Origin of the sequence: uncultured Rikenella sp. (assembly GCF_947628055.1) — a bacterium.
GTDB lineage: Bacteria > Bacteroidota > Bacteroidia > Bacteroidales > Rikenellaceae > Rikenella.
In genome coordinates this window covers 14,608-37,079 of the sequence record NZ_CANQYJ010000004.1, presented here as the reverse complement: position 1 = coordinate 37,079, position 22,472 = coordinate 14,608, and the positions used below count along the sequence as shown (strand labels likewise).

General features: G+C 58.1%; 15 protein-coding genes and 1 tRNA gene. 8 read left to right on the top strand and 8 right to left on the bottom strand.

Annotated elements, in window-relative coordinates; translation table 11 throughout:
• Positions 1–39 precede the first annotated feature (39 nt).
• Positions 40–2,493 carry a hypothetical protein gene (locus Q0Z93_RS00810; RefSeq protein WP_298061600.1) on the top strand — a complete coding sequence of 818 codons (2,454 nt, stop codon included), beginning with the start codon at positions 40–42 and terminating at the stop codon, positions 2,491–2,493.
• 276 nt (positions 2,494–2,769) lie between these two features.
• On the opposite strand, the gene Q0Z93_RS00805 is transcribed toward Q0Z93_RS00810, so the two are convergent.
• The 3 genes from Q0Z93_RS00805 to Q0Z93_RS00795 are packed head-to-tail and all read right to left on the bottom strand — an operon-like array spanning position 2,770 to position 5,271.
• Positions 2,770–3,771: a polyprenyl synthetase family protein gene (locus Q0Z93_RS00805; RefSeq protein ID WP_298061598.1), complete on the bottom strand. Its 1,002-nt coding sequence runs from the start codon at positions 3,769–3,771 to the stop codon at positions 2,770–2,772.
• A gap of 9 nt (positions 3,772–3,780) precedes the next feature.
• A complete protein-coding gene (gene dtd / locus Q0Z93_RS00800) occupies positions 3,781–4,233 on the bottom strand; it encodes a D-aminoacyl-tRNA deacylase (RefSeq protein ID WP_298061596.1) in 453 nt (150 codons plus the stop codon).
• A 51-nt stretch (positions 4,234–4,284) separates the two neighbouring features.
• Complete coding sequence (locus Q0Z93_RS00795) at positions 4,285–5,271, bottom strand: hypothetical protein (RefSeq protein WP_298061594.1); 987 nt, start codon at positions 5,269–5,271, stop codon at positions 4,285–4,287.
• 74 nt (positions 5,272–5,345) lie between these two features.
• Between Q0Z93_RS00795 and Q0Z93_RS00790 the strand changes: the two genes are divergently transcribed.
• Positions 5,346–6,077 carry a polyprenol monophosphomannose synthase gene (locus Q0Z93_RS00790; RefSeq protein ID WP_298061592.1) on the top strand — a complete coding sequence of 244 codons (732 nt, stop codon included), beginning with the start codon at positions 5,346–5,348 and terminating at the stop codon, positions 6,075–6,077.
• Between the two features lie 597 nt (positions 6,078–6,674).
• Here Q0Z93_RS00790 and Q0Z93_RS00785 read toward each other — a convergent pair.
• The 4 genes from Q0Z93_RS00785 to Q0Z93_RS00770 all read right to left on the bottom strand — a co-directional run bounded on the left by Q0Z93_RS00785 (position 6,675) and on the right by Q0Z93_RS00770 (position 10,962).
• Positions 6,675–6,748: transfer RNA gene (locus tag Q0Z93_RS00785), tRNA-Cys, on the bottom strand.
• The gene (locus tag Q0Z93_RS00780; RefSeq protein ID WP_298061590.1) at positions 6,727–7,080 is read right to left on the bottom strand and encodes a hypothetical protein; all 354 of its coding nucleotides are present in this window, start codon (positions 7,078–7,080) and stop codon (positions 6,727–6,729) included. The genes Q0Z93_RS00785 and Q0Z93_RS00780 overlap by 22 nt, the downstream gene beginning before the upstream one ends.
• 1,170 nt (positions 7,081–8,250) lie before the next feature.
• Complete coding sequence (locus Q0Z93_RS00775; protein WP_298061589.1) at positions 8,251–9,576, bottom strand: ATP-binding protein; 1,326 nt, start codon at positions 9,574–9,576, stop codon at positions 8,251–8,253.
• Between the two features lie 12 nt (positions 9,577–9,588).
• Positions 9,589–10,962, bottom strand: coding sequence for a sigma-54 dependent transcriptional regulator (locus tag Q0Z93_RS00770; protein ID WP_298061587.1), 1,374 nt, complete (start codon positions 10,960–10,962; stop codon positions 9,589–9,591).
• A 522-nt stretch (positions 10,963–11,484) separates the two neighbouring features.
• On the opposite strand from Q0Z93_RS00770, the gene Q0Z93_RS00765 reads away from it, so the two are divergent.
• From Q0Z93_RS00765 to Q0Z93_RS00740, 6 genes are all read left to right on the top strand, one after another.
• Positions 11,485–12,825 carry a TolC family protein gene (locus tag Q0Z93_RS00765; protein ID WP_298061584.1) on the top strand — a complete coding sequence of 447 codons (1,341 nt, stop codon included), beginning with the start codon at positions 11,485–11,487 and terminating at the stop codon, positions 12,823–12,825.
• A gap of 102 nt (positions 12,826–12,927) precedes the next feature.
• Positions 12,928–14,178, top strand: a complete 1,251-nt coding sequence (locus Q0Z93_RS00760; protein ID WP_298061581.1) for an HlyD family efflux transporter periplasmic adaptor subunit — start codon at positions 12,928–12,930, stop codon at positions 14,176–14,178.
• 403 nt (positions 14,179–14,581) lie between these two features.
• Positions 14,582–16,984, top strand: coding sequence for an ABC transporter permease (locus tag Q0Z93_RS00755; RefSeq protein ID WP_298061578.1), 2,403 nt, complete (start codon positions 14,582–14,584; stop codon positions 16,982–16,984).
• 23 nt (positions 16,985–17,007) lie between these two features.
• Complete coding sequence (locus tag Q0Z93_RS00750; RefSeq protein ID WP_298061576.1) at positions 17,008–19,377, top strand: ABC transporter permease; 2,370 nt, start codon at positions 17,008–17,010, stop codon at positions 19,375–19,377.
• Positions 19,378–19,565: 188 nt separating this feature from the next.
• Entirely contained in the window at positions 19,566–20,246 is a 681-nt protein-coding gene (locus Q0Z93_RS00745) for an ABC transporter ATP-binding protein (protein ID WP_298061616.1), read from the top strand.
• A 262-nt stretch (positions 20,247–20,508) separates the two neighbouring features.
• Positions 20,509–21,510 carry a cation diffusion facilitator family transporter gene (locus tag Q0Z93_RS00740; RefSeq protein ID WP_298061574.1) on the top strand — a complete coding sequence of 334 codons (1,002 nt, stop codon included), beginning with the start codon at positions 20,509–20,511 and terminating at the stop codon, positions 21,508–21,510.
• Between the two features lie 185 nt (positions 21,511–21,695).
• Here the strand turns inward: Q0Z93_RS00740 and upp are convergent, their stop codons facing one another.
• On the bottom strand, positions 21,696–22,349 hold the full coding sequence (upp, locus tag Q0Z93_RS00735; protein WP_298061572.1) for a uracil phosphoribosyltransferase: 654 nt from the start codon (positions 22,347–22,349) through the stop codon (positions 21,696–21,698).
• Positions 22,350–22,472: the final 123 nt, after the last annotated feature.

Sequence of the window (22,472 nt, the reverse complement as noted above, 5' to 3'; positions counted from 1 at the left end):
CGCCGGCAGCGAACCGAACCCCGACTTCTTCAAACCGATATGTTCAACGCGAAAAGACAAGCCGTCGCCGCACTGTCATTCCTATGCGCCGCAGCCGTTTCTTCCGTCCGGGCGCAGGAAATCGTCGCACCGGCGGGCGGAACATGGAGATGGGAGATCGGTGCGGACGGAACCGCACAGCGGTTGATCTTCGCAGGCGACGGCAGCCGGGAGACCGACACGATCCCGTTCATTATTCGGGAAAAATACCGGGGGCCGTCGTTCTATCTGAAAGATCCTGCGAACGGAGTGGACACCACCGCAGCATGGAACCTCGCGGGGCCGGGGCTGTATCGTTCCGTACCGATCGAAGGGATCGTTTGTACATTGCAGTACCGTGCCGATACGGAGAATCCGACACTGCGGGTCACCTTGAAAAACGAAGGCCGCGCGCCGGTGCAGCCGGAAAAGGCGGGGCTGCGTTTGGGGCTGGACGCCTATATGGATCGCTGGCCGGACTGGTTCGGCCAATATTTCCCGACCCTGTTGCGGTGCGAAAAGACCCACTTCTGGGGCTATTTCCAGGCACCGGGGGCGGGGCGCCCGCTGCTGGGGATCGCGTCGCCGCAGCCGGTGGCCTCGTGGAGCACGGACTTCTCTTTGGGCTATCGAGATCCGGCGCCGCACTGGTTCTGGGGGCACCGCATCGAGTCAGTGAACCTCGATCTGCTGAATGCGCAGCCGCTGCCGGAGAGGCATCCGCAAAACCTGTGGCAATTGAAGCCCGGAGAGGCCAGAACGTGGGACATCGTACTCTTTCCGGTGGCGGAACCGGACGACCTGGAGTTGAAAGTATGCGATATAGCGCAGGCGCCGACGCTTTCGTTTGAAAAGACCTCCTACCGGCCCGACGAAAAAGTTCAGATCGAACTTTACTCCCCATCGGCCAGCGAGCGGCCGAAAGTGACGGTGCGCCGGAGTTCGGACGGGAAAGAGATCGCGGTCTATGCGCGGTATATGGGGCGGGGACAGTTCGTGTCGGACCCGTTCTACCTGCCGCAGCCGGGGCTGTACACGGTGCGGGCGACAGTGGGGGATCGATGTGCGGAAGGGATTCTGAGCGCCTTGCATCCGTGGTCGTGGTACATGCAGCGCGGGCGCGAAGCCGCGTTGAGGCACCGCCAGAAAGCATCGTCGCATGTCGAAAGCTGGATGGGCTTTTACACCGCATTCCTCACGGCGCGCGAGTTCCCGGACGATTCGCTCGATGCAGCCTTGACAGAGCGGTTCGAGCTGCTCTTCGGCCTGCTGCACGATACGGTGAAGATGGAACCGCGCTATTTCCGCTCGCGGATTCAGAATACGGCGGGGACGATCGGCATCCTGTCCGACAAATACGAAGCGTATGGAGATATTCTCGACTTGGAGCGGGCGGCGCGGCTGGCCGACTGGCTGACCCGCACCTCGCAGCGCGAGGACGGGGCGTACTGCAATCGCGGAACGATCTATACGAGCGTCATTTATATCGCCAAAAGCGTGTTGGAACTGGCGGAAATCGAACGGCGGCTGGCGGCTTCGTCGCCGGATTCGGTACGGTGGCGGGAAAGGTACGAGCGGCACTACGCATCAGCCGCCCGGGCAGTGGATCAATTGGTGGCGGCGAGGGGTAATTTCCAGACCGAAGGCGAACATACGTTCGAGGACGGGATGATCTCGTGCTCGGCACTGCAGATGGGACTGATGGCGCTGTGGCAGAGCGACACCGCGGAACGGGCGCGTTATACGCAGGCGATGCTGGAGGTGCTGGACAGCCACGACTGCCTCGCGCAGCTGCGAGTGCCGGATGCGCGCAGGCGTGGGGGCACCATGCGGTTTTGGGAGGCGCAATACGATGTGCAGATGCTGCCGAACATGTTCAACTCGCCGCACGGCTGGAGCGCGTGGCGGGGCTATGCGACCTATTACGCCTATTTGCTGACGGGCGAGGAGCGGTGGCTGCGGGAGACATTCAACGCGATGGGAGCGTTCGCCAATCTGGTGGATCCGGAGACCGGGGACTTGTCGTGGGCGTTCATCTCGGATCCGTATGTGGCGGCGGAGCAGGTCTGCGGGCCGGACACGACGGTGACATTCGAGACTCCTACGTTCGGGAATCCGCATCCGAGACTTTATCCGACGCGCCGTTTCGTGATCGGGGAGCAGTATGTGCCGATGGTGAGCGGCTGGCAGCCGGTCAATACGCAGGACAACGACGTGCACGAGGTGTTCAAGCTGATTGCGGAAGCGGCCCTGAATCATGCCTTTGTCATCGTACGTGCGGACGGGACAGCGGCGGGCTACAACTGCGAAGTGATGCGCAGAGGAAAGAAGAACCTGATCGTGGTGCCATCGGAGCCGCAGATCCGGGCGGTGCATTTCAACGTGCCGGAACCGATGGAGGCGACGGTGGAGTTCTCTTCGGGCACGGTCGAAAGGCAGGTGGGGCCGATGCAGTGGCTCGAGGAATCATTATAATTTATACCCGCGAGGCGCCTTCCTTTTTACGAACGCGATTATAATTGTACTTTTCTTCTCTTTCGAGTTCGGCTCTGCGCCCTCGGCCGTTTTTCACGGCCGGGGGGCGGCGCGAGCCGAAAAATCGGGACAAGGGATGGCTGGTACGATAAAGTATATAATCGCGTTTACGAAAAGGGGCGTGCAGATTTTGAATGTGTCGCCGTTATCCTGCCGACCTTGCGGTTGAATACGGCATGCCAGAAGCCAAGACGTGTCCGGAGCCCTTAGCCCCGGTCAGAACGCCCGGCCCACTACATAGGCCGCATAGGCCTCCAACGCCCGCCGCACCGGCGAATCGGGATAAGGAGCCAGCAAAGCCGCCGCCTCCCGGTGATAACCTTCCATCACCTGCACCGAATAAGCCACCCCGCTGCTATGCCCCACGAAATCGCGCAGCCATTCCACAGAATCCGTGCGTTCAGCGGCGCGCCGCAGGTGTTCCAGCACCTTGCGCCGCTCGCCCGCCGGAATCTCGTCCAAAGCATGGATCAGCGGCAGCGTCATCTTCCGCTCTCTTAAATCATTGCACGACACCTTCCCCGTTTTAAGCCGGCTCCCGTCCTCCGCGAAGCCGAAATCCAGCAGGTCGTCCTTGATCTGGAACGCCAGCCCTAACAACTCCCCGAACCGGTACATATTCCGCACCTGCGGCGCATCGGCATCGTCCCCGAACGCCGGGAGGGCGCCGCATTCCGCCGCCGAAGCGATCAGCGCCGCCGTTTTGTGCCGGATAATATCCGTATACGCCGCTTCCGTCGTATCCATCAACCGCGCATGTTCCATCTGCATCAACTCCCCGTCCACAATCAACTCGATCGCCCGCGTAGTCGAGCGGATCGCTCCGAAACTTCCCGTCCGGGAAGCCTGCGCCAGCCCTTTCGAAAACAGGTAGTCTCCCACCAACACCGCCGATTTCGATCTCAGCAGCGTCCCCGGCGTCCACTGCCCCCGCCGCACATAAGCCTCGTCGATCACATCGTCGTGCACCAGCGTCGACCAGTGGATCATCTCGACCAGCACCGCCGCCGACTGTACTTTCGGGTCTGCCGCGCTCCCGTGCAGCGCCGCTGTCAGCAGCGTCAGCAGCGGGCGCATCTGTTTCCCGCCGCTGTGCAGAATGTCCCGCGTGATCGGCCGCATGAAAGGCTGTTCCGAAACCGTCGCCTCCCTCAGCAACCTTCGGAACGTCTCGAATTCCGCTGCTACGGGAGCTGTTATATCGTCTAAATTCGCCATAGACCCCTGTTATTCCCTGAGTTTGGAGTCGATCACGATCGTCACCGGCCCGTCGTTTACGAGCGCCACCTGCATGTCCGCCCCGAACCGCCCCGTCGGCACCGGGCGCCCGATCTCTGTCGAGAGTTGTTCCGTAAACGATTCGTATAAAGGGATGGCCGCTTCCGGCCGGGCCGCCGCAATAAACGAAGGGCGGTTCCCTTTCCGCGTGGAGGCCTGCAGCGTGAACTGGCTCACCACCAACGCCTCGCCTCCCGCCTCGACTACCGAACGGTTCATCGCCTGAGCCTCGTCGGCAAAGATGCGCATTCGTGCGATCTTGGCCGCCAACCAGCGTGCGTCTTCTTCGGCGTCATCGACCGAAACGCCTAACAATACCAGCAAACCTCGGCCGATCTCCGCCACCGGAACTCCTCCGACAGCCACCGAGGCTTTCGATACCCGTTGAACCACCGCCCGCATAACTCGTTGTATTCGGCTAAAAATTCGACACGGCTCTAAAAAACGCCGCCCCTACGATTCGATAATGACCAATTCCACCCCCAACATCGAAGCGAGGTCGGAAATAAATTCCATGTACCGCATATCCGCCTGCGGCGACATGCTGCCCAGACAGATTTTGGACGGATGCAGCGCGTCGATGCAGTCCTCGATGGCCGCCCGCACTAACCGCATTCCCTCCACCGAAAAGACCGAGTGTCCGAAAGCCGCCGTAAAGGCCCGGTTTTCGGACAATAGCTCGAGAGTGGGTATGATTTCGACATGGCTTCGTTTCGCCGCTGCCGCCACCTGTTGCAGCTGTCGGATCGTGTAGTATCCGTCGGTCGGGTAGAGGCGCGCCGCCGAACCCGCTATTTCCAGCGAAGGACTTTCCATGCGCCAATGGTCCGTACTCACCAAAATGAGATAAACTTCCTTCGAGCGTCCGCCCAACCGTTTGACCACCGTTTCTAAGTCGCCGACCGACCTCAAACTTCCAGCCGCGTCCGTCATGGCATCGTGATCCCGAGACGTTGTGCGCGCCCCCCAGTCGGTCGCGATTCCGCCCGGTATATACCTGTCGCCCGAGGCTTCCCGAACCACCCTGCCTTTCAATATCCCTACCGCATGCCGCAAGGCATTCCCGCTGGTAAAAGCCACCGTGATCCGCCGGGTCTTGACGCTGATCTGCCACGCGTCGTTCCCTGCCGCCCCCTCGATCGCGTTCACTTTGACGAAAGTGATGCGGTTGCGGGCCTTGTTATAGGCATTGGACGCCGCTACGCCCTGTGTGCGGAGCCATTTGGCGAAATCGGCAGCTGTATTGCGATGCTCGAAATCGGAGGTGACGAAGACGCTCTTGTCCAGCATGAACTTTTGCCGGGTCTGCACCGACTGCCTCGGCTTGTGTGCCTCGGCATCGTTTTTCTGCTGCTGGGCGGCGACGGAACCGGAACTTAACAGGATCACCGCGCAGAAAGCTGTGCGTAGCGCCTGCCGCACCGAAAATCCGAGGCGCATATTTTTCGGAAAAATCATCTCCAAAGATAAACAAAAATTCTACCTTTATCATTCCATTCCTATCGAGCCGCAAGATGAAAAAGGTCGTTATCATCCCTACTTACAACGAGATCGAGAATATCGAAGCGATGATCGAAAAGGTGTTTTCGCTCCCCGAAGCATTCGACATGCTGGTGATCGACGACGGTTCGCCGGACGGTACGGCGGAGGTGGTGCGGCGGGCGATGGCGCGGGAGTATGCCGGGCGGCTCCACATGATCGAGCGCAGCGGCAAGCAGGGGTTAGGGACGGCGTATATCACGGGTTTCCAGTGGGCTTTGCAGCAGGGGTATGATTATATTTTCGAGATGGACTGCGATTTTTCGCACGATCCGGACGATCTGGTGCGGCTTTATAGGGCTTGCCGCGAGGGGGGAGCTGACGTGGCGATCGGCTCGCGGTATGTGACGGGGGTAAATGTCATCAACTGGCCGATCGGGAGGGTGATCATGTCGTACTATGCTTCGGCGTATGTGCGGCGGGTGCTGGGGATACCGGTGCGGGACTGCACGGCGGGTTTCGTCTGTTTCCGCGCGGAGGTGCTGCGCACGATCGATATCGGGAGGATTCGCATGAGGGGGTATGGATTCCAGATCGAGATGAAGTATTCGGCGTGGAAGCTGGGATTCCGGATTACGGAGGTGCCGATTATTTTTACCGATCGGACGCGGGGCTGTTCGAAGATGAGCAGCGGCATCTTCGGCGAGGCGTTCTGGGGTGTGTTGCGTATGCGTTTCCGCAAAATACGGCGGGCGGCGGGGCGATAGATTTGTATTTTTCGACCTGGAGTTCCGTTGAGGTTTTGAATGAAAGCGCAACCCACAAGGGCCGGTTCGAGCGCCGGTTGCCGAGTTTTTAGAGTAGAGACCACCCACGGGGAATATAGCACCGGTCCGAACCGAAAAACGGTTGATAAAGAATGCCGCTACAATCCAGATATAAATGGGGCTGAGATTCCATCTGCGTTGATGGGAGTTCGCCGTAAGATCAGTCGGTGTTGCAATACTTCAAGCAGAACATTTGTTACAACCGTTTTTACAATCCTAAAGAAAGCAGGTCGGAAGTCTATTGGATACTTCCGACCTGCTTTTTGTCTGCACCTATCTACTGACAATGCTGTCAATCCGTGAAATTTCTTTGACAGCCATGAAATTATTTTGCTTCTGCGATGATCGCAATCAAGTTGGATTACGGCAGTATATTCGATTGGCAAATGTATCCGAACGGACAAACCGTATCTGCGGATGAGGGTAGGCAGTCGGGATACGAAAATTCCGACGAATCTGGATGTCTGCCCCTGTCTGTGTGACAAACGGAAAAACGAAAGCGGGTTATCAATCCAGATGATTGATAACCCGCTTGCATGGAGGTCGGTAGCAGATTTGAACTGCTGTACGAGGTTTTGCAGACCTCTGCCTAACCACTCGGCCAACCGACCCGACGTAGTGTCAGTGCAAAGATAGCCTTTTTTCCCGAAAACGCAATATTCCGGAAAATATCCCCGGCTGTCGCATTCAAAAAACGATGATTGTCTGTGGCGATTAGATGTTTTATGGTAGGTTTATTTAACACTGTTCTGTATGGAACCGTACCTTTTAATTTCGCTATGCTCGTTTTGCCTCCGGCTTCCTCGCCGCTCTCAGGGTAGAGGCGGCCCGGTTCGAGTGCCGAGCGGCACCCCGCGCGCGACAGCTGGAGAAGGAAATCGTTCAAAAGCAGCTTGCGCTTTTGAACAAGATTTCCGCCAGCGCGCGGACAAAGAATGTTCATCCCGGCACGCGGGCAAAGAATGATTCTATATAGTACCGGGTCGCCGCCAGCGGAAAGAGCAACGAGCACCGTCGAAGTTGCTCGCGCCGCGCGGGGTGGCGGCGACTCGCGCGACCGAGGGGCGCGGTTTACTTGGACTCCAACAGGAAAACGGTCAAAGCTAACGGGGTTGGGGGTAGAGCGGCCAATAAAACCACAAACGACTGGGGCTCGAGTGCCCAGTGGCCCCAGGCTGTCGCCCGGGATGGCTCCGGCCAGATATAGAGAGATCACAGCCGAGGTATTTTTCTGAGCGCGAAAGCATCCCCGGGAATGTCGTGTTTTACCTTGAGAAAGCCGGGCAGAACGACCGGCTTTCGACAAGGTGAAACCGATTCCCGGTGACTTCTTTGCTTCCTTTGACCTGCGGTCTTCCTCACGCTACCTCGGCATAGCCCGCAAGCAGCCTCTGCCCTCGGAACGCTGCTCGGTTGTGAACAAAAGGAACCAGAAAAACTTTCCTTTTCTCGTTTCAAACCGACGCTCTTTTCTTTAAGAAAACCTTTTCTTCGCAGCCCTCATGCCGGGCCGGCACTTACTTTTGGTATGCCCCAAAAGTAAGCAAAAGCGCATCAAAGGGGGGACACCCCCCTTTGCCATCCCCCCGACAAATCTAAAGTGCAAGCGAAAGCGCTTCCGGGAATGTCGCGTTTTGCCTTGAGAAAGCCGGGCTGAACGACTGGCTTTCGACAAGGCGAAACCGATTCCCGGTGACTTCTTTGCTTCCTTTGACCTGCGGTCTTCCTCGCGCTGCCTCGGCATAGCCCGCAAGCGGTCTCTGCACTCGGTACGCCGCTCGGTTCTTGGTCACCCAAGAAAGGAAGTGCCCCGCGGCATGAGCGATAAGAAATGCCTACTTTTTAATCGTATAATAAAAATTCTGCGTGTTCGACCTCGCGCGCCCTAAGGCAGAGCAAACTCCCGGTCAGAGTGCCCGGCGGCACCGCAGAGGTCGGCGGTTCTAAAGGATCGCAATATGAAGAGCGATCTATTCCCCGGCCCAAAGAAAGCTTGATGCAAGAGGACTGCGGAGCGTAAGGATTGGGTAATTACAGCCCGGAAAGCCCTTATGGGGCCTTTCTTTCAAGAAAGCGACAGTCCCATACGGCACAGTGCTAAATAAACATAGGATTATTTAAAAGTCATGATGAAAACCGAGCCAGAGCCTTCCGCCGCCGGCCGGTACTTGAGCGTGCCCCCGTGCAGACGCATGATCTGGCGCGAGAGACTCAGCCCCACACCCGACCCGCCCGTTTTGGTCGTGAAAAACGGGATGAAAATATGCTCCGCCACCTCCGGCGGGATACTCGGCCCATTGTTCGCCACCGTCAGGATCACCTGCTCGCGGCTGTCGATCGTGGCCGTGAAATCGATCCGCGGATCGACCGTGTCGAGCGTCGCTTCGATTGCATTCTTGAGCAGATTGATCGCCACTTGGGACACTAACCCCCGGTCGGCATACAAAATCAAGTCGTCCGGCTCCACCGAAAGCCGTATCTCTACCCGTCGCGCCCCCTCGGGTATCGTCGCCAAAGCCAGCGACCGAAGGCCCTCCATAAATTCCCGAACGTAGAACAGCGTCGGCTGCGGCGCCGGCAGCCGGGTGAACTTCCGGTACGACTCGACGAACGAGATCAACCCTTTGGCCGTCCGACCGATGGTCTCCAGTCCCTGCCGGATCAGTCCGTCGTCTTCGTCTTTTACCCGTTCGACCAGCGAATCGCTGATCGACGTGATCGGATTGATCGAATTCATGATCTCGTGGGTCAGCACCCGGATCAACCGGGTCCACGATTCGATTTCACGATCCGACAGCTCGTTTTCGATGTCCGTCAGGGCCAGAATCTTCAACCGCTCGCCGCGGCGCACGATCGAAGAGGCGTGGACAGAGAAGGTGACCGAACCGCGTTCGTCGCTGCACTCCAGCTGGCGGCTTTCTCCCGCTCCGATGTCGCGCATCAGGGCCGGGAACCGCTCGTCGATCCGCGCCAGCTGCGCGACATGGGTGAACGGTTCGATCCCTAAGAGCCGGATCGCTTCGCGGTTGGTCTGCATCACGTTGCCCCGCTCGTTGACGATGACGATCCCCGTCGTGACACTCTCGAGAATCAGTTGGAAATATTTCTCCTGTTCGATCGTCTCGTCGCGGGCTTTGGCGAGCAGGTCGCGGATCCGGTTCAGAGAGGCATTGACCAGCGTGTCGTGCCGCCCCGGAGTGTGTTCGGTGAACTTGAACGAATAGTCGCCGTTCTCGATGGAGCTGAACATGAACATCAGCTTGCGGACGTTCCTGCGGTTGAAGCGGAGCACCTCCATGACGGAGCCGGCCGACACAGCCGCTGTGAAAAAGGCGAAGGCGTACCAATCGTACAGAATGAACAGCACGGTCGCCCCCGCTCCGGCCGCCACGAGCAGCAGGAGCGCCAGCAATCGGAATGTCACCGGGGCATAGAACATCGTTGCGGATCGTTACAGGTTGTATTTCTTGATCTTGTTGTAGAGGGTCTGGCGCGTGACGCCGAGCTGCGCGGCGACGGCCGACAGATTGCCTTCGTGGCGGTGCATGGCATCGGCGATCATCGTGCGCTCCATCTCTTCGAGGGTCGAAACGGCGATGGCGGGCTTGCTGTCGTTCGCTTCGCGCCGCGAGATCAACAGTTCGTCGGCCGTAATCCGGTCGCTGTCGGCCATGATGACCGCTTTTTCGACCGTATGCTGCAATTCGCGGATATTGCCCGCCCAATCGTGACCGAGCATCTTGGCCTGCGCGTCGTTGTCGAAATCGGCGCAGGGCTTCCCGTATTTGGCGGCGTAGCGTTTCAGGAAAATCTGCGCCAGCGGCACGATGTCTTCGGTACGCTGCGAGAGCGGCGGAAGCTCGATGTGGATGGTGTTGATGCGGTAGAGGAGGTCTTCGCGGAATTCACCCGCGGCTACCATGCGGTTCAGGTCGCGGTTGGTGGCCGAGATGAGCCGGATGTCCACCGGAATGGGGCTGTTGCTCCCCACCCGGACGATACTCCGGCTCTGTATCGCCGTGAGCAGTTTGGCCTGCTGGTGGTAGGGGAGGTTTCCGATTTCGTCGAGGAACAGGGTGCCGTTCGACGCGGCCTCGAATTTGCCGGCCCGGTCGGTGCGGGCGTCGGTGAAGGCTCCTTTGACGTGGCCGAAGAGTTCGCTTTCAAACAGGCTCTCCGGAATGGCTCCCAGGTCGACGGTGACGATCAATTCGTCTTTCCGCCCCGAAAGCCGGTGTATTTCGCGGGCGAGCATCTCTTTGCCGGTTCCGTTTTCGCCGGTGATGAGGATGTTGGCGTCGGTGTCGGCCACTTTCTCGACGAGGGTGCGCAGCCGCTGCATGGCGGGAGATGTCCCCCAGAACATGGAACTCTCGGATGTCCTTTCGGGCGAGAAGGAGCGTTTGATGTCGCCGAGCTGTTTGGCTTCCGAACGCGATTTGCGCAGGGCCAGTGCGGCCTGGAGCGTGGCGACGAGTTTGGCGTTGTTCCACGGCTTGACGACGAAGTCGGCGGCGCCGCGCTGCATGGCTTTCACGGCGAGGTCGATGTCGGCGTAGGCGGTGAAGAGCACGACTTCGATCGAGGGATCGGCTTTCTTGACTTCCGACAACCAGTACAGCCCTTCGTTGCCGCTGTTGATGCCGGAGCTGAAGTTCATGTCGAGCAGCAGTACGTCGGCTTTCACTTCGCGCAGGGTGCTGAGCAGCCGGTTGGGGCTGCCGAGGGTCACTACTTTCTCGAATATGCCGTTCAACAGTATCTCGATGGCGGTCAACATGCTCCGGTTGTCGTCCACAACGACAATAGTCCCTTCTTTCTTCATCTTTATCCTTTTTAACTGTTCGGTTGATCACTACCCTATGTTTGAGGATACTGTTCTTTTTGTGAACAAAAAGAACCAAAAAAACTTTTTGAGATGCTTGCGCATCTCTTGAGCCTGCCGGATACCCTTGTCTTTGCTTTGTCGGGGTGCGGGGAATCGGGCCGATATGATGAGGTTCAGCCCTTAATCGGCCCGATTCCCGCGCCCCGAACCAATGCAAAGAAAGAGGACTGCGGAGCCTAAGGAGTAGCGTAGCTTCACAAAAGTCTTTTGGGTACCTTTTCTTCAGAAAAGGTACGGTTCCATCCAGTAGGGTACAGAATAACCGAACGGTTCAACGGATAAAGGTATAACAATATTGTCAAGAAAATAGACAGTCGTGTCAAAAAAATAGACAATACGTCAGATACAATAGAAAAATAAATATTTGGGAATCAGAACTTTATCTGCTTTGGCACATCCATTGGTCGGAAAAAACAGGTAACGAATCCATTTATATATAGGGCAGAAATACAATCAACGATGAAAAGACCGATCACATTCGCGATTACAGCCACCCTGGCCATCCTCGGGGCACAGGCCCGGCAGGCCGATACCGCACGGATATGGGACCTGCAGGAGTGCATGCGCTACGCCATAGAAAACAGCCCCCGCGCCGTCCGGCAGCAGCTCGCCAGCGCCAACCTCAAAGCCTCGTACCACGAAGCCATCCTTCAGCACCTGCCCTCCCTGAGCGGCAGCGTCAGTGTTTCGACCGGATTCGGGCGCAACGTCGACCCCGCGACCAACATCTACACCACAGTCAACACCCTCAACAACAATTACGGTCTGAGTGCAGGGATCACCATCTTCAACGGGCTGCAGCTCGTCAACAACACCCGCGCGAGTAAAATCGCGAAACTCCGCGGCGACGAAGTGCAGCGACAAGTGGAAGACAACATCTCGATAGAAACCCTGAACGCCTATTTCAATTACAGCTACACCCTCGGCACACAGACCCTGGCCCGCGAACAGTTGGAAGCCTCGCGCGAGAACCTGCGCCAGGGCCGCCGGATGATGGCCCTCGGCCTCAAAGGAGCCGCAGACGTGGCCCAGTTGGAAGCGACGCTGGCCGCAGACGAATACAACCTCACCCGAGTCGAAAACAATGTGAAGACGATGGAGCTCAAACTCAAAGAAGTGATGAACTATCCGCCGGAAGAGCCCATCGCGATCGACACCGCCCAGCGGATCGCCATTCCGGCCCCCGAAACGGCCGGAGTGGCCGGGGTGGTGGACGCGGCGATGGCCACCCTGCCCGACACGCGGATGTCGATGATGGACGTGCGGCTCGCCAAACTCAACCTGTCCACAGCCAAAGCGCGCCTTTTTCCCATCCTGTCCGCCTCCGCCGGGATCGGAACCAACTATTACAAAAACCTCAGGCAGGAAGGCACGCCCTTCTCGAAACAGTTCAAGAACAACCTTTCCAAATCGGTGTCGGCCAGCCTGAGCATCCCGGTTTTCGGCGGATGGAGCCGGCAGACGAACATCGTCCGGATGCGGAACAACCTGCGCAGCAGCGAGCAGGTCCATATCGAGACCCTGCGCAAGGTGGCCATCGAAGTGGAGCAGGCGGTGCTCGACCTGAACGGAGCCTACTCCGAACGGCTACTGGCCGAAAAGCAGGTGCACGCCCGGCTGCTGGCCTACCGGGTGGCGCAGCGCAAATACCAGGAAGGGCTGCTCAGTGCGCTCGATCTTCAGACGACCGCCAACCAGCTGCTCGAAGCTCGGGCGACCCTGCTCCGTGCCGAACTGACCTGGCAGGTCAAACGCAAGTTAGTGGACTACTACAAAGGGATTCCCCTGCTTGCGGAATAGCTGTCGAGCCGGGTGCCGGCCGGGAACCGCAGCGCATCGGCCCGACCGCCCCGACGGGCAACGGACAGAATAACGAAAACAAAAACAACAGGATACAAGATCATGGACAGAGTTTTAGAAAAGAAAAAGGGTCTGCAAAAAAAACACATTCCTTATGTGGCGGGCGGCATAGCGCTGCTGCTGATCGTAGGTTGGCTGATCTTCGGCGACCACAGCTCGTCGCTGAAGGTGGACAGCCGCACGGTGACGATCGAAACGGCGCGCAAAGGGCAGTTCAACGATTTTGTACGGGTGCCCGGGAGCGTGCTGCCGATTACGACAGTGCAGGTCAGTCCGCTCGAAAGCGGCAATGTGGACGTCAAGGTAGTCGAAGAGGGGGCGATGGTCAAAAAAGGCGATGTGATCGTCCGGCTGACCAACCCGCAGCTGAACATGCAGATCCTCACCAGCGAGGCCGACTTAGCCGAAAAGGAAAACCTGCTGCGCAACACCCGCGTGAGCATGGAGCAGGAGAAACTGAACCTGCAAAAGGAGCGGCTCCAGCTGGAAATGGAAGTGACACGCAAAAAACGCAGGTACGACCAGTACGCGGCTTTGCACGAAGAAAAGCTGATCTCGGACGAGGAGTACCAGCAGGCCAAAGAGGATTACGAGCTGGTTATCAAACAGAAAAAGCTGGTCTTCGAGCGTCAGGAGCAGGATTCGATCTTCCGGAGCCTCCAGGTGGTCAATATGGAGATCAGCCTCGAAAGCATGAAGAAAAACATGGAGCTGATCCGCCAGCGGGTGGACAACCTCAACGTCAAGGCCAATATCGACGGCGAGCTGGGGATGTTGGAAGTCGTGTTGGGCCAGTATGTGACGGCGGGAACCAAGGTCGGGCAGATCAATGACTTGAGCGACTATAAAATCGAGGCGATGATCGACGAGGTTTATATCGATCGGGTGAAACCGGGGCTGGGAGGGACGGTCGAACGGCAGGGCAACAAATTCGGTTTGGTGGTCAAGACCGTTTTTCCGGAAGTGCGCAACGGGCAGTTCCGCACGTGGTGCTACCTGACCGGCGAACGGCCCGACAACATCCGCTCGGGGCAGACTTACTACATCAACCTGGAGCTGGGGCAGCCCACCGAGGCGATCATCATTCCGCGCGGCGCGTTTTACCAGACCACGGGGGGCAACTGGATTTTCGTGGTGTCTCCGGACGGGACGAAGGCATACCGCCGCTCAGTGAAGATCGGCCGCCAGAACCCGCAGTATTACGAAGTGCTGGAAGGGCTGGACGCAGGCGAACGGGTGATCGTGTCGAGTTACGAGACTTATGGCGACAACGAAGTGCTGCTGCTCAAATAATCCCGGCCTTTCGTAACGCTCAATCAGAATGGCAGGCTGTTGAAACCGGCATCGGGACACATCCGATTCGGACAGCGAATGCGTCTCAGAAGTGGCAGGGGGAGTTTGACGGTATGGCTTCTTCTGCCACTTTTTTACGATTTTTCCAGGCTCCGGGACTTTCTCCGGAACGGATAACGACCTCCACCCCCGCGCGCGGCGACGGCCAATCCGGCAGCAGCGCTCAAAACGGAATAGAATAGAGGAGGGCCGGTTGTCCAGGGAATGGACACACGGTGTCTGATTTTTAGACGACCGGCTTCGATTCGGTCCTGTACAGTTATTGGTTTACAATCAATTAACTGATACGGCACGGCGTTGGAAAGTTTTTCAGCCCGTAAATAAACGCTAACACATTCCCGATATGTTCAGAAAATTCCTAAACGAGAGCTTCCGCACCAAGAAAAACAGGCCGCTCTCCTTTATGATCAACTGGCTGGGGCTGACCTTCGGTTTCGCCGCTGTGATCGTGACGTACATTTTCATTATGGATCAGGTACGTCACGACGCCTGTTTCACCCGGCCGATGGACGACGTCTGGCGGTGCGAACTCGAATCCGACGAGATGGGGTCGACCTGCCCCGACCCGCTGGCGCAGTTCATGACGCAGTTCCCCGAAGTCGTGGCCGCCACCCGGATCCAAGGTGGAAACGGCATGACCGTCTCCGTGCCGGAGCAGACGGACGGCACACGATTCCACATGAAAGTGATCATGGGCGACTCGACCCTGGTGCAAGTTTTTCCGTTCCGGATGGTGAGCGGCGGCGGGGCCGACGCGCTGGCCGACGCCTCGAAAGGGCTGTTGAGCCGGTCGGCGGCCATGCGGCTCTTCGGCACCACCGACGTGATCGGCCGGCAGATCGAGATCAACAACACCTATCCGGTTACGATTACCGGCGTGTTCGAGGACATTCCGCGCAATTCGGTCTACGACGCCGAGGTGATTCTGACCATGAAGTTGTTGAAAAACATCATGAACGGACAGCCCACTTACCGGGATGACCGGTGGACTTCCTGGATGAGCGAGTGCTATTTCCGCGTCCATCCGGGGACGGACGCGGCGGCGTTCAGAGACAAATTCCAGCGGGCGGTGCTGGAGCGGATGGTCGAGGCCAACTACTACGACAAGCCGACGAGCGACATCGACACGATCATTATGCAGGCCGGCGGGCCGGACAGTCCGGAACTGCTCCAGATACGGGCCTTCGACGACTGCTATTTCACGCCCGAGGTGCGCGCGAACGGAAATGTCTGCGACCCCTCTTCGCTCACGGTGCTGGGGATCATCGCGGCATTGGTGTTGGTGATCGCCGTCATCAATTACGTCAACATCTACACGGCACGCTCGACCGAGGTGATCCGAACGATGGGCATCAAAAGCATCATGGGGGCCAGCCGGCGGAGCCTCGTCGCCTTCATCATCGGCGATTCGGTGGTCATTACTTTCGTCTCGGCCGTGACCGCTTTCGGGCTGGCCTGGCTGCTCCGGCCGCTCTACCCGACGCTGCTCGGCAGCGCACTGTCGTTCTCGCTGAGCTGGGATGTGCTGGCGGTGTTATTCGTCGGGATACCGGTCGTGTGTGGCGTGCTGTCGGGCATCTTCCCGGCTGTCACCCTGACGCGGATGAAACCGTTGGACGCCCTCGCCAACCGGTCGAGCGGCGGGCGGCAGATGTCGGCGGTACGCAATGCGCTGATCGTATTCCAGTTCGTGATCTCGATCGGGCTGATCGCAGCGACGCTTATCATCAACAAGCAGATGCGTTACCTTGCGACGCTCGATCTGGGTTACAGCCGCGAGAATGTGGTCAAAGTGCAGGGCGGGCCGTTCATGAACTCCGAACGGTTCGCCACTTACCGCGACCGGCTGCTGACGTCGCCTGCGATCATCGACGCGTCGCTGATCGGCGGGAATCCGATGAATGTCGGCACCATGAATACGTTACCGATCAACGACCAAGTGGATTTCACGCCGAGATTCCTCTACGGCGACCCGCACACGCTCCACGTATTGGGCGTGCCGATGGTTGAGGGGGATTCGATCTCGGAGACCAACTTCGGGCGGCTGCAATGGAACCAGGTGGTCGTCAACCAGGCGTTCGCCGACTATATCCGCACGGTGGCGCCGGAGGTGCAGATTCCGAACGAGCGGTTTATCGGCGTGTTCCGCGATTTCCAGCACCAGCCGGTGACCGAGAAGGTGACGCCGTTGGTGCTGGCCCGTGTGGGAAGCGGCGATCCGTATATCCGGATCGCCGCGGGGCAGATCGAACCGGCGCTCCGCCATATCGAACGTACGTTCCGCGAGTTCTTCCCGAACGAGATTTACGAATATGAGTTCATGGATGCGCAGTTCGACCGGATGTACAAGCTGGAAAACCAGTTCCGGGCGCGGTTACTGACCTTCAGCGTGCTGGCGATCGTCATCGGCTGTCTCGGGCTGTTCGCGCTGGTGGGCTACTCGGTGGAGCGCCGGCGCAAGGAGATCGCGATCCGCAAAATCCACGGGGCGACGGTGCGCGAAGTGGTCGGGATGCTTTGTGCGAGTTTCCTGCGGTGGCTGGCGGTTTCGTTCGTCGTGGCGGTGCCGGCGGTGTGGTGGCTGATGGACGGCTGGATGAGCCGCTATGCCTACCGCACAACGATGAGCTGGTGGATATTCGCGGCGGCGGGGGCGATTGCGGCGGCGATCGCGCTGCTCACGGTGCTGGGCCAAAGCTACCGGGCGGCGGTCGAGAATCCGGCCCGTGCCGTGAAAAGGGAATAGACGAAAAATAACCTAACCGAAATATGAAAACGATACTAAGAAACTTTCTGAGTACGCTGCGCTGTTTCAAGTTAGCATCCGGACTGAATATTCTGGGGCTGAGCGTGGCTTTCGCGGCCTTTATCGTGATCCTGATGCAGGTGAGTTACGAGCGAGGTTTCGACAAAGGTTACCCGGAGCAGGTCTATCGGGTCGAAATTCGGGACAGCATCAACCATTCGGTCTTGTTCTCGCGGCCGATGTGCGACGTGCTGCTGGACGGGTCTCCGGCCATCAAGGCCGGAACCATGCATACGACGTACAACAGCAAGACCTACCTGTCGGTCGAGAGAAACGGCAACCGGGAGGCCTACAAGGAGGAACTCATGAACGTCTATCCGGACGAAGCGGATGTTTTCGGCTACGAGCTGACGGAGGGAACCGAAGCGGCTTTCGACGACCACACGAAACTGATCTTTCCGCAGAGCCTCGCCCGCAAATTGTTCGGAAATGAGCCGGCGGTGGGCCGCATCGTGACGTTTGAAGACCGGGCTGAAGCGGACGGCCGCAAAAGCATGTTCGAGATCGGAGCCGTATATAAGGATTTCCCGGCCAACAGCTCGGTCTCCAATACGATCAAGCAGAAATTCACGCCGGAGGAGAACAAGAACGCGTGGGGCAACTGGAACTACAACCTGTATGTCACCCTTTATCCGGGCAGCGATCCGGCCGAAGCGGCCCGCCAGATGACCGAGCGCTACAACAGTTTCGGGAAGCCGGACTGGGCGGGGGCGCAGTACACCTTCGTTCTCCAGCCGCTCCAGGATGCCTATTACGACATGACGGCGGAATACGATTATGCGCCGAAAGGCAATCGGGCGACAATGAATCTGCTGTTGGCGATCTCTCTGTTGGTCATCGGAGTGGCGGCGGTGAATTTCGTGAATTTCTCGACTTCGCTGACCCCCTTGCGCATCAAGAGCATCAACACACAGAAAGTATTGGGGTCTCCGATCGGGACATTGCGTACAGCATTGGCGGGCGAGGCCGTGGGGATCGCCCTGCTCGCTTTCGGACTGGCACTGCTGTGGGTCTTTTTGCTGAGCGATACCGGCTTCAATGCGTTGATTTCGGGGGGTATTTCTTTTTCGACCTATAAAGGCGTGATCTTCCTGGCAGCAGGGGCGGCTTTGGCAGTGGGGCTGCTGGCGGGATTGTATCCGGCGTTCTACACGACCTCGTTTCCGCCGGCCTTAGTGCTGAAGGGGAGCTTCGGCCTCTCGCCGCGGGGACGGAAGCTGCGCACGGTCCTGATCGGCTTCCAGTTCGTGGTATCGCTGGCCTTGATCGTGGCGGCCATGTTCCTCCAGATGCAGAACAGGTTCCTGCGGAATATGGACACGGGGATGAACAAAGACAATATCGCGATCGTCACGTTAAGCGGGGAGTTGGCCGAAACCGGCAGGAAAACGATGCTGGTCAGCGAGTTGAAAGCGGATGCGAGCGTGGAGGACGTGGCGTTCGCCATGATGCCGATAGGAACGTCCGACCTTTTTATGAGCTGGGGCCGGAAGACCGGCGAAGGACAGGACATTCACTTCGATTGTTTCCCGGTATCGTGGAACTTCTGCCAAGTGATGGGGCTTCAAGTCATAGAAGGACGGGATTTCAACGAAGAGGATCAGACACGCAACGGCATGTTCATCATGAACCAGACGGCGATGAAGACATTCCACCTGACGCTCGACGACCGGATCGAAGGCCATGCCGGCGATCCGGTTCCAGTGGCGGGGGTGGTGAAAGACTTCAACTACGCCTCGCTGCGCAACACGATCGGCCCGATGTGCCTCTACCAGTTCGGCAGGGAGCCGTGGACAGACCTGAGCATCGCCTTCATCCGGATCAAAGGGAATGCGTTTGTCGCAGCCGATCATATCAAGCGGGTGATGAACCGCCTCGATCCGCTCTATCCGGTGGACATCACCTTTTACGACACGGCGTTCGACACCCTTTATCAGAAAGAGCGCAAGACGACGGCGCTGATTACGATTTTCTCGCTGCTGGCGGTGGTGCTTTCGTTGGTTGGCGTGTTCGGGCTGGTGGTTTTCGAGACGCAGTACCGACGCAAGGAGATCGGGGTGCGGAAAGTCCTCGGGGCGACGGTGGCGGAAATTCTGGCCATGTTCAACCGCCAGTTCGTGGGCGTCGTATTAGTCTGCTTCGTGGTGGCCGCTCCGCTGGCCTGGTATGGCGTTACGAAATGGCTCGAAACCTTCGCTTACCGGACACCGATCTACTGGTGGGTTTTTGCCGTGTCGTTAGCCATCGTACTCTTCATTACCTTAGTCACGGTGACGGTGCAGAGCTGGCGGGCAGCTACGGCCAATCCGGTAACGGCGCTCAAATCCGAGTAGCAATTGTCTAATAATTAGACACTGCATGTCTAATTATTAGACATATTCAGAAATCTCGGAAAATTGTTAGCCGTTGATTCACAGATTCTTGTGCCCTATGGCACGATTTAAGCATAGCAGTAGAACAACCGATTAACCGAAAACAAATCACACGAATCATGGAAAATACCATCCAAACCTCCGATCCGATGCTTCGGGTCGAAAATCTGAGCAAGTACTTCCGCACGGAAGAGGTCGAAACCATCGCCCTGAACCACATTTCGCTGGAGGTGGCCCCCAGCGAGTTCGTCGCCGTCATGGGGCCTTCGGGCTGCGGCAAGTCCACCCTGCTGAACATTCTCGGACTGCTCGACAACCCTTCCGAAGGGAAATACTACCTCCTGAACAGAGAGGTGGGGTCGCTCAAGGAGAAAGAACGCACGCTGTACCGCAAGGGGAACATCGGTTTCGTGTTCCAGAGCTTCAACCTGATCGACGAGCTGAACGTATTCGAGAATGTCGAGCTGCCGCTGATCTACCTGCGCATTCCGGCCAAGAAACGCAAGGAGATGGTGAACGAGATCCTGAACCGGATGAACATCAGTCATCGCGCGGGCCACTTCCCGCAGCAGCTGTCGGGGGGGCAGCAGCAGCGTGTGGCCATCGCGCGTGCGGTGGTGGCGCAGCCGAAGCTGATTCTGGCCGACGAACCGACCGGTAACCTCGACACCAAGAACGGTCAGGAGGTGATGACCCTGCTTTCGGAGCTGAACCGCGAAGGGACGACTGTCATCATGGTGACCCACTCGCAGCGCGATTCGACCTATGCCCACCGGGTCGTCAACCTGCTCGACGGCCAGATCGTGGACAGCGTCAAGAACAACCTGTAACAGTCTCCCGATCTTCATATGGCAGTCGGCCGAATTCCGGTCTTTGCACCCTGAAGGTGCAAAGACCGGAATGTTTTTTGCAAGGCGATTCGATACTTTACCATATCCGCATTTTTCCCTTTTCCGGCTCGCGCCGGTCGCCGATCTTTTTATGGCAGAGGCCGCTCCTGGGAAGCAAAACAGCTGTACAGCCGCGGCGGATTGTCCGCACGGAAATCATATCGCCGCCTGGATTAGGTTACATTTTCATATCTTTGTCCGCATGATCGATCCAGACAAAGTCAAACAACGCGTCCAGGCCGGGCTGGTGATCCTGTCGGCCGGACTGATGGCCGGTAAATTTCTGGCATTCTTCCTCACCGATTCGGTGGGTATCCTGACCGATGCCATGGAGAGCATCGTCAATGTCACGGCCGGGCTGATCACGCTTTACAGCCTTCACCTGGCCGCCAAACCGCAGGATGCGGGCCATCCTTTCGGTCACGGGAAAGCGGAGCTGATCTCCGCTTCCGCCGAGGGGTTGATGATCGCGGCAGCCGGCGTGCTGATCTTGATCGAGGCTGTGCGGCGGTTGTTCGAGCCCTCCATGCCCCAGCGGTTGGATGTTGGCATCGTCGTGGTCGCCGCCTCCGGACTGGCCAACTGGATCGCCGGCTGGTACAGCATACGCATGGGGCGCAGATACGACTCCATCGCCCTGGTGGCGGGCGGGAAACACCTCCAGTCGGACACCTGGTCGACGGTCGGGCTGGTAGCGGGTCTGCTGCTGCTCTATTTTACGCGGATTCCCTGGATAGACAGTGCGCTGGCCCTGATCTTCGGAACGCTGATCGGGATTACGGGGATACAAATCTTGCGCAAAACGATCGGCGGACTGATGGACAAGGCCGACCGGCAAGTGTTAGAGCGGATCGTGAGGTTAGTGTCGGAACACCGGCAGACGGAGTGGATCGACGTCCACAACCTGAAAGCGATCCGTTACGGCAGCCTGCTGTATGTGGACTGCGATCTGACTTTGCCGTGGTACTACAACATCGCGCAGGGGCACGATGCCTCCGAAGCATTGAAAAACACGCTGAAGAACGGCTTCGGAAGCCGGGTGCTGGTTTCGATCCATTCGGATTCCTGCCGGGAGAAGCATTGCGCGCATTGCCAGGTCTGCGACTGCCCTTACCGGCGGCAGCCTTTTCGGGAATTGCAGCCTCTGGATGTCGCGGAGATGACCAAAAACGACGAGACGCGCACGGCGGAAGGCGAAGAATGACCGGCCGCGATCATCGAAAATCAGGGATGAGGGAGTTTCTCCCGCAAAACAAATGAAACCGGACGAAGAGTTCCGCGTGTTTCCGTCCGCTGCGTACAAGAGCAACGGGAACAAAGGGGACAAAGAGGAAACGCGCGGAATCGAAAGTCTGAAGCGCTCCCCTTGTATTCCGGAAACGACAAATTCTACAACTTCTTCCCGTATGCCAGGTCCCCCGGATCGCCGATCCCGGGCACGATATACGACTTGACCGTCATCTCCTCGTCCACCGCCGCCGTCCAAAGGGTCACATGATCCATCGGCAGCCGTTTCTGCACGTATTCCACCCCGTCGGTCGCCGCAATCACTGCCGCCAGGTGGGTGTGCGACGGCACCCCGCCCTTTTCTAACAAAGCGTAATAGGCCAGCTCGATCGAAGCTCCCGTCGCCAGCATCGGATCGACGATAATCAGCACCTTGCCCTCCAGATCCGGCGTCGTGACCTGTTCCAGCACGATCTTCATCGTCCCGTCCTTGCTGTACTTGCGGAATGCCGACACGAAAGCGTTCGAGGCATTGTCGAACACGTTCAGAAATCCGTTGTGCATCGGTATCCCCGCCCGCAGAATGGAAGCGATCACCACTTCGTCCGCTGGCAGCATCATTTCCGCCTCGCCCAGCGGCGTGGTTACCGTCTGAGGTTTGTAATTCAGCGTTTTGCTGATCTCGTAAGCGATCACCTCGCCCGTCCGTTCCAGGTTGCGCCGGAATCGCATCGGGTCGCGCTGCGTCACCTCGTCGCGCATCTGCGCTACATAGCGTGAAAGTATGGAGGCCTGCTGGTCGAGTATCTTGATCATGGTTTTCGGGTATTAGCGCGGGGTTTGTAAAATCATCGGGGCGATAAATGCCGTTCTGCCTATTTCCGTATCAACAGCCGTGCCGGAGCCATCTCCTGCGCAGGTCTGCCCGCCGCTTTTCAC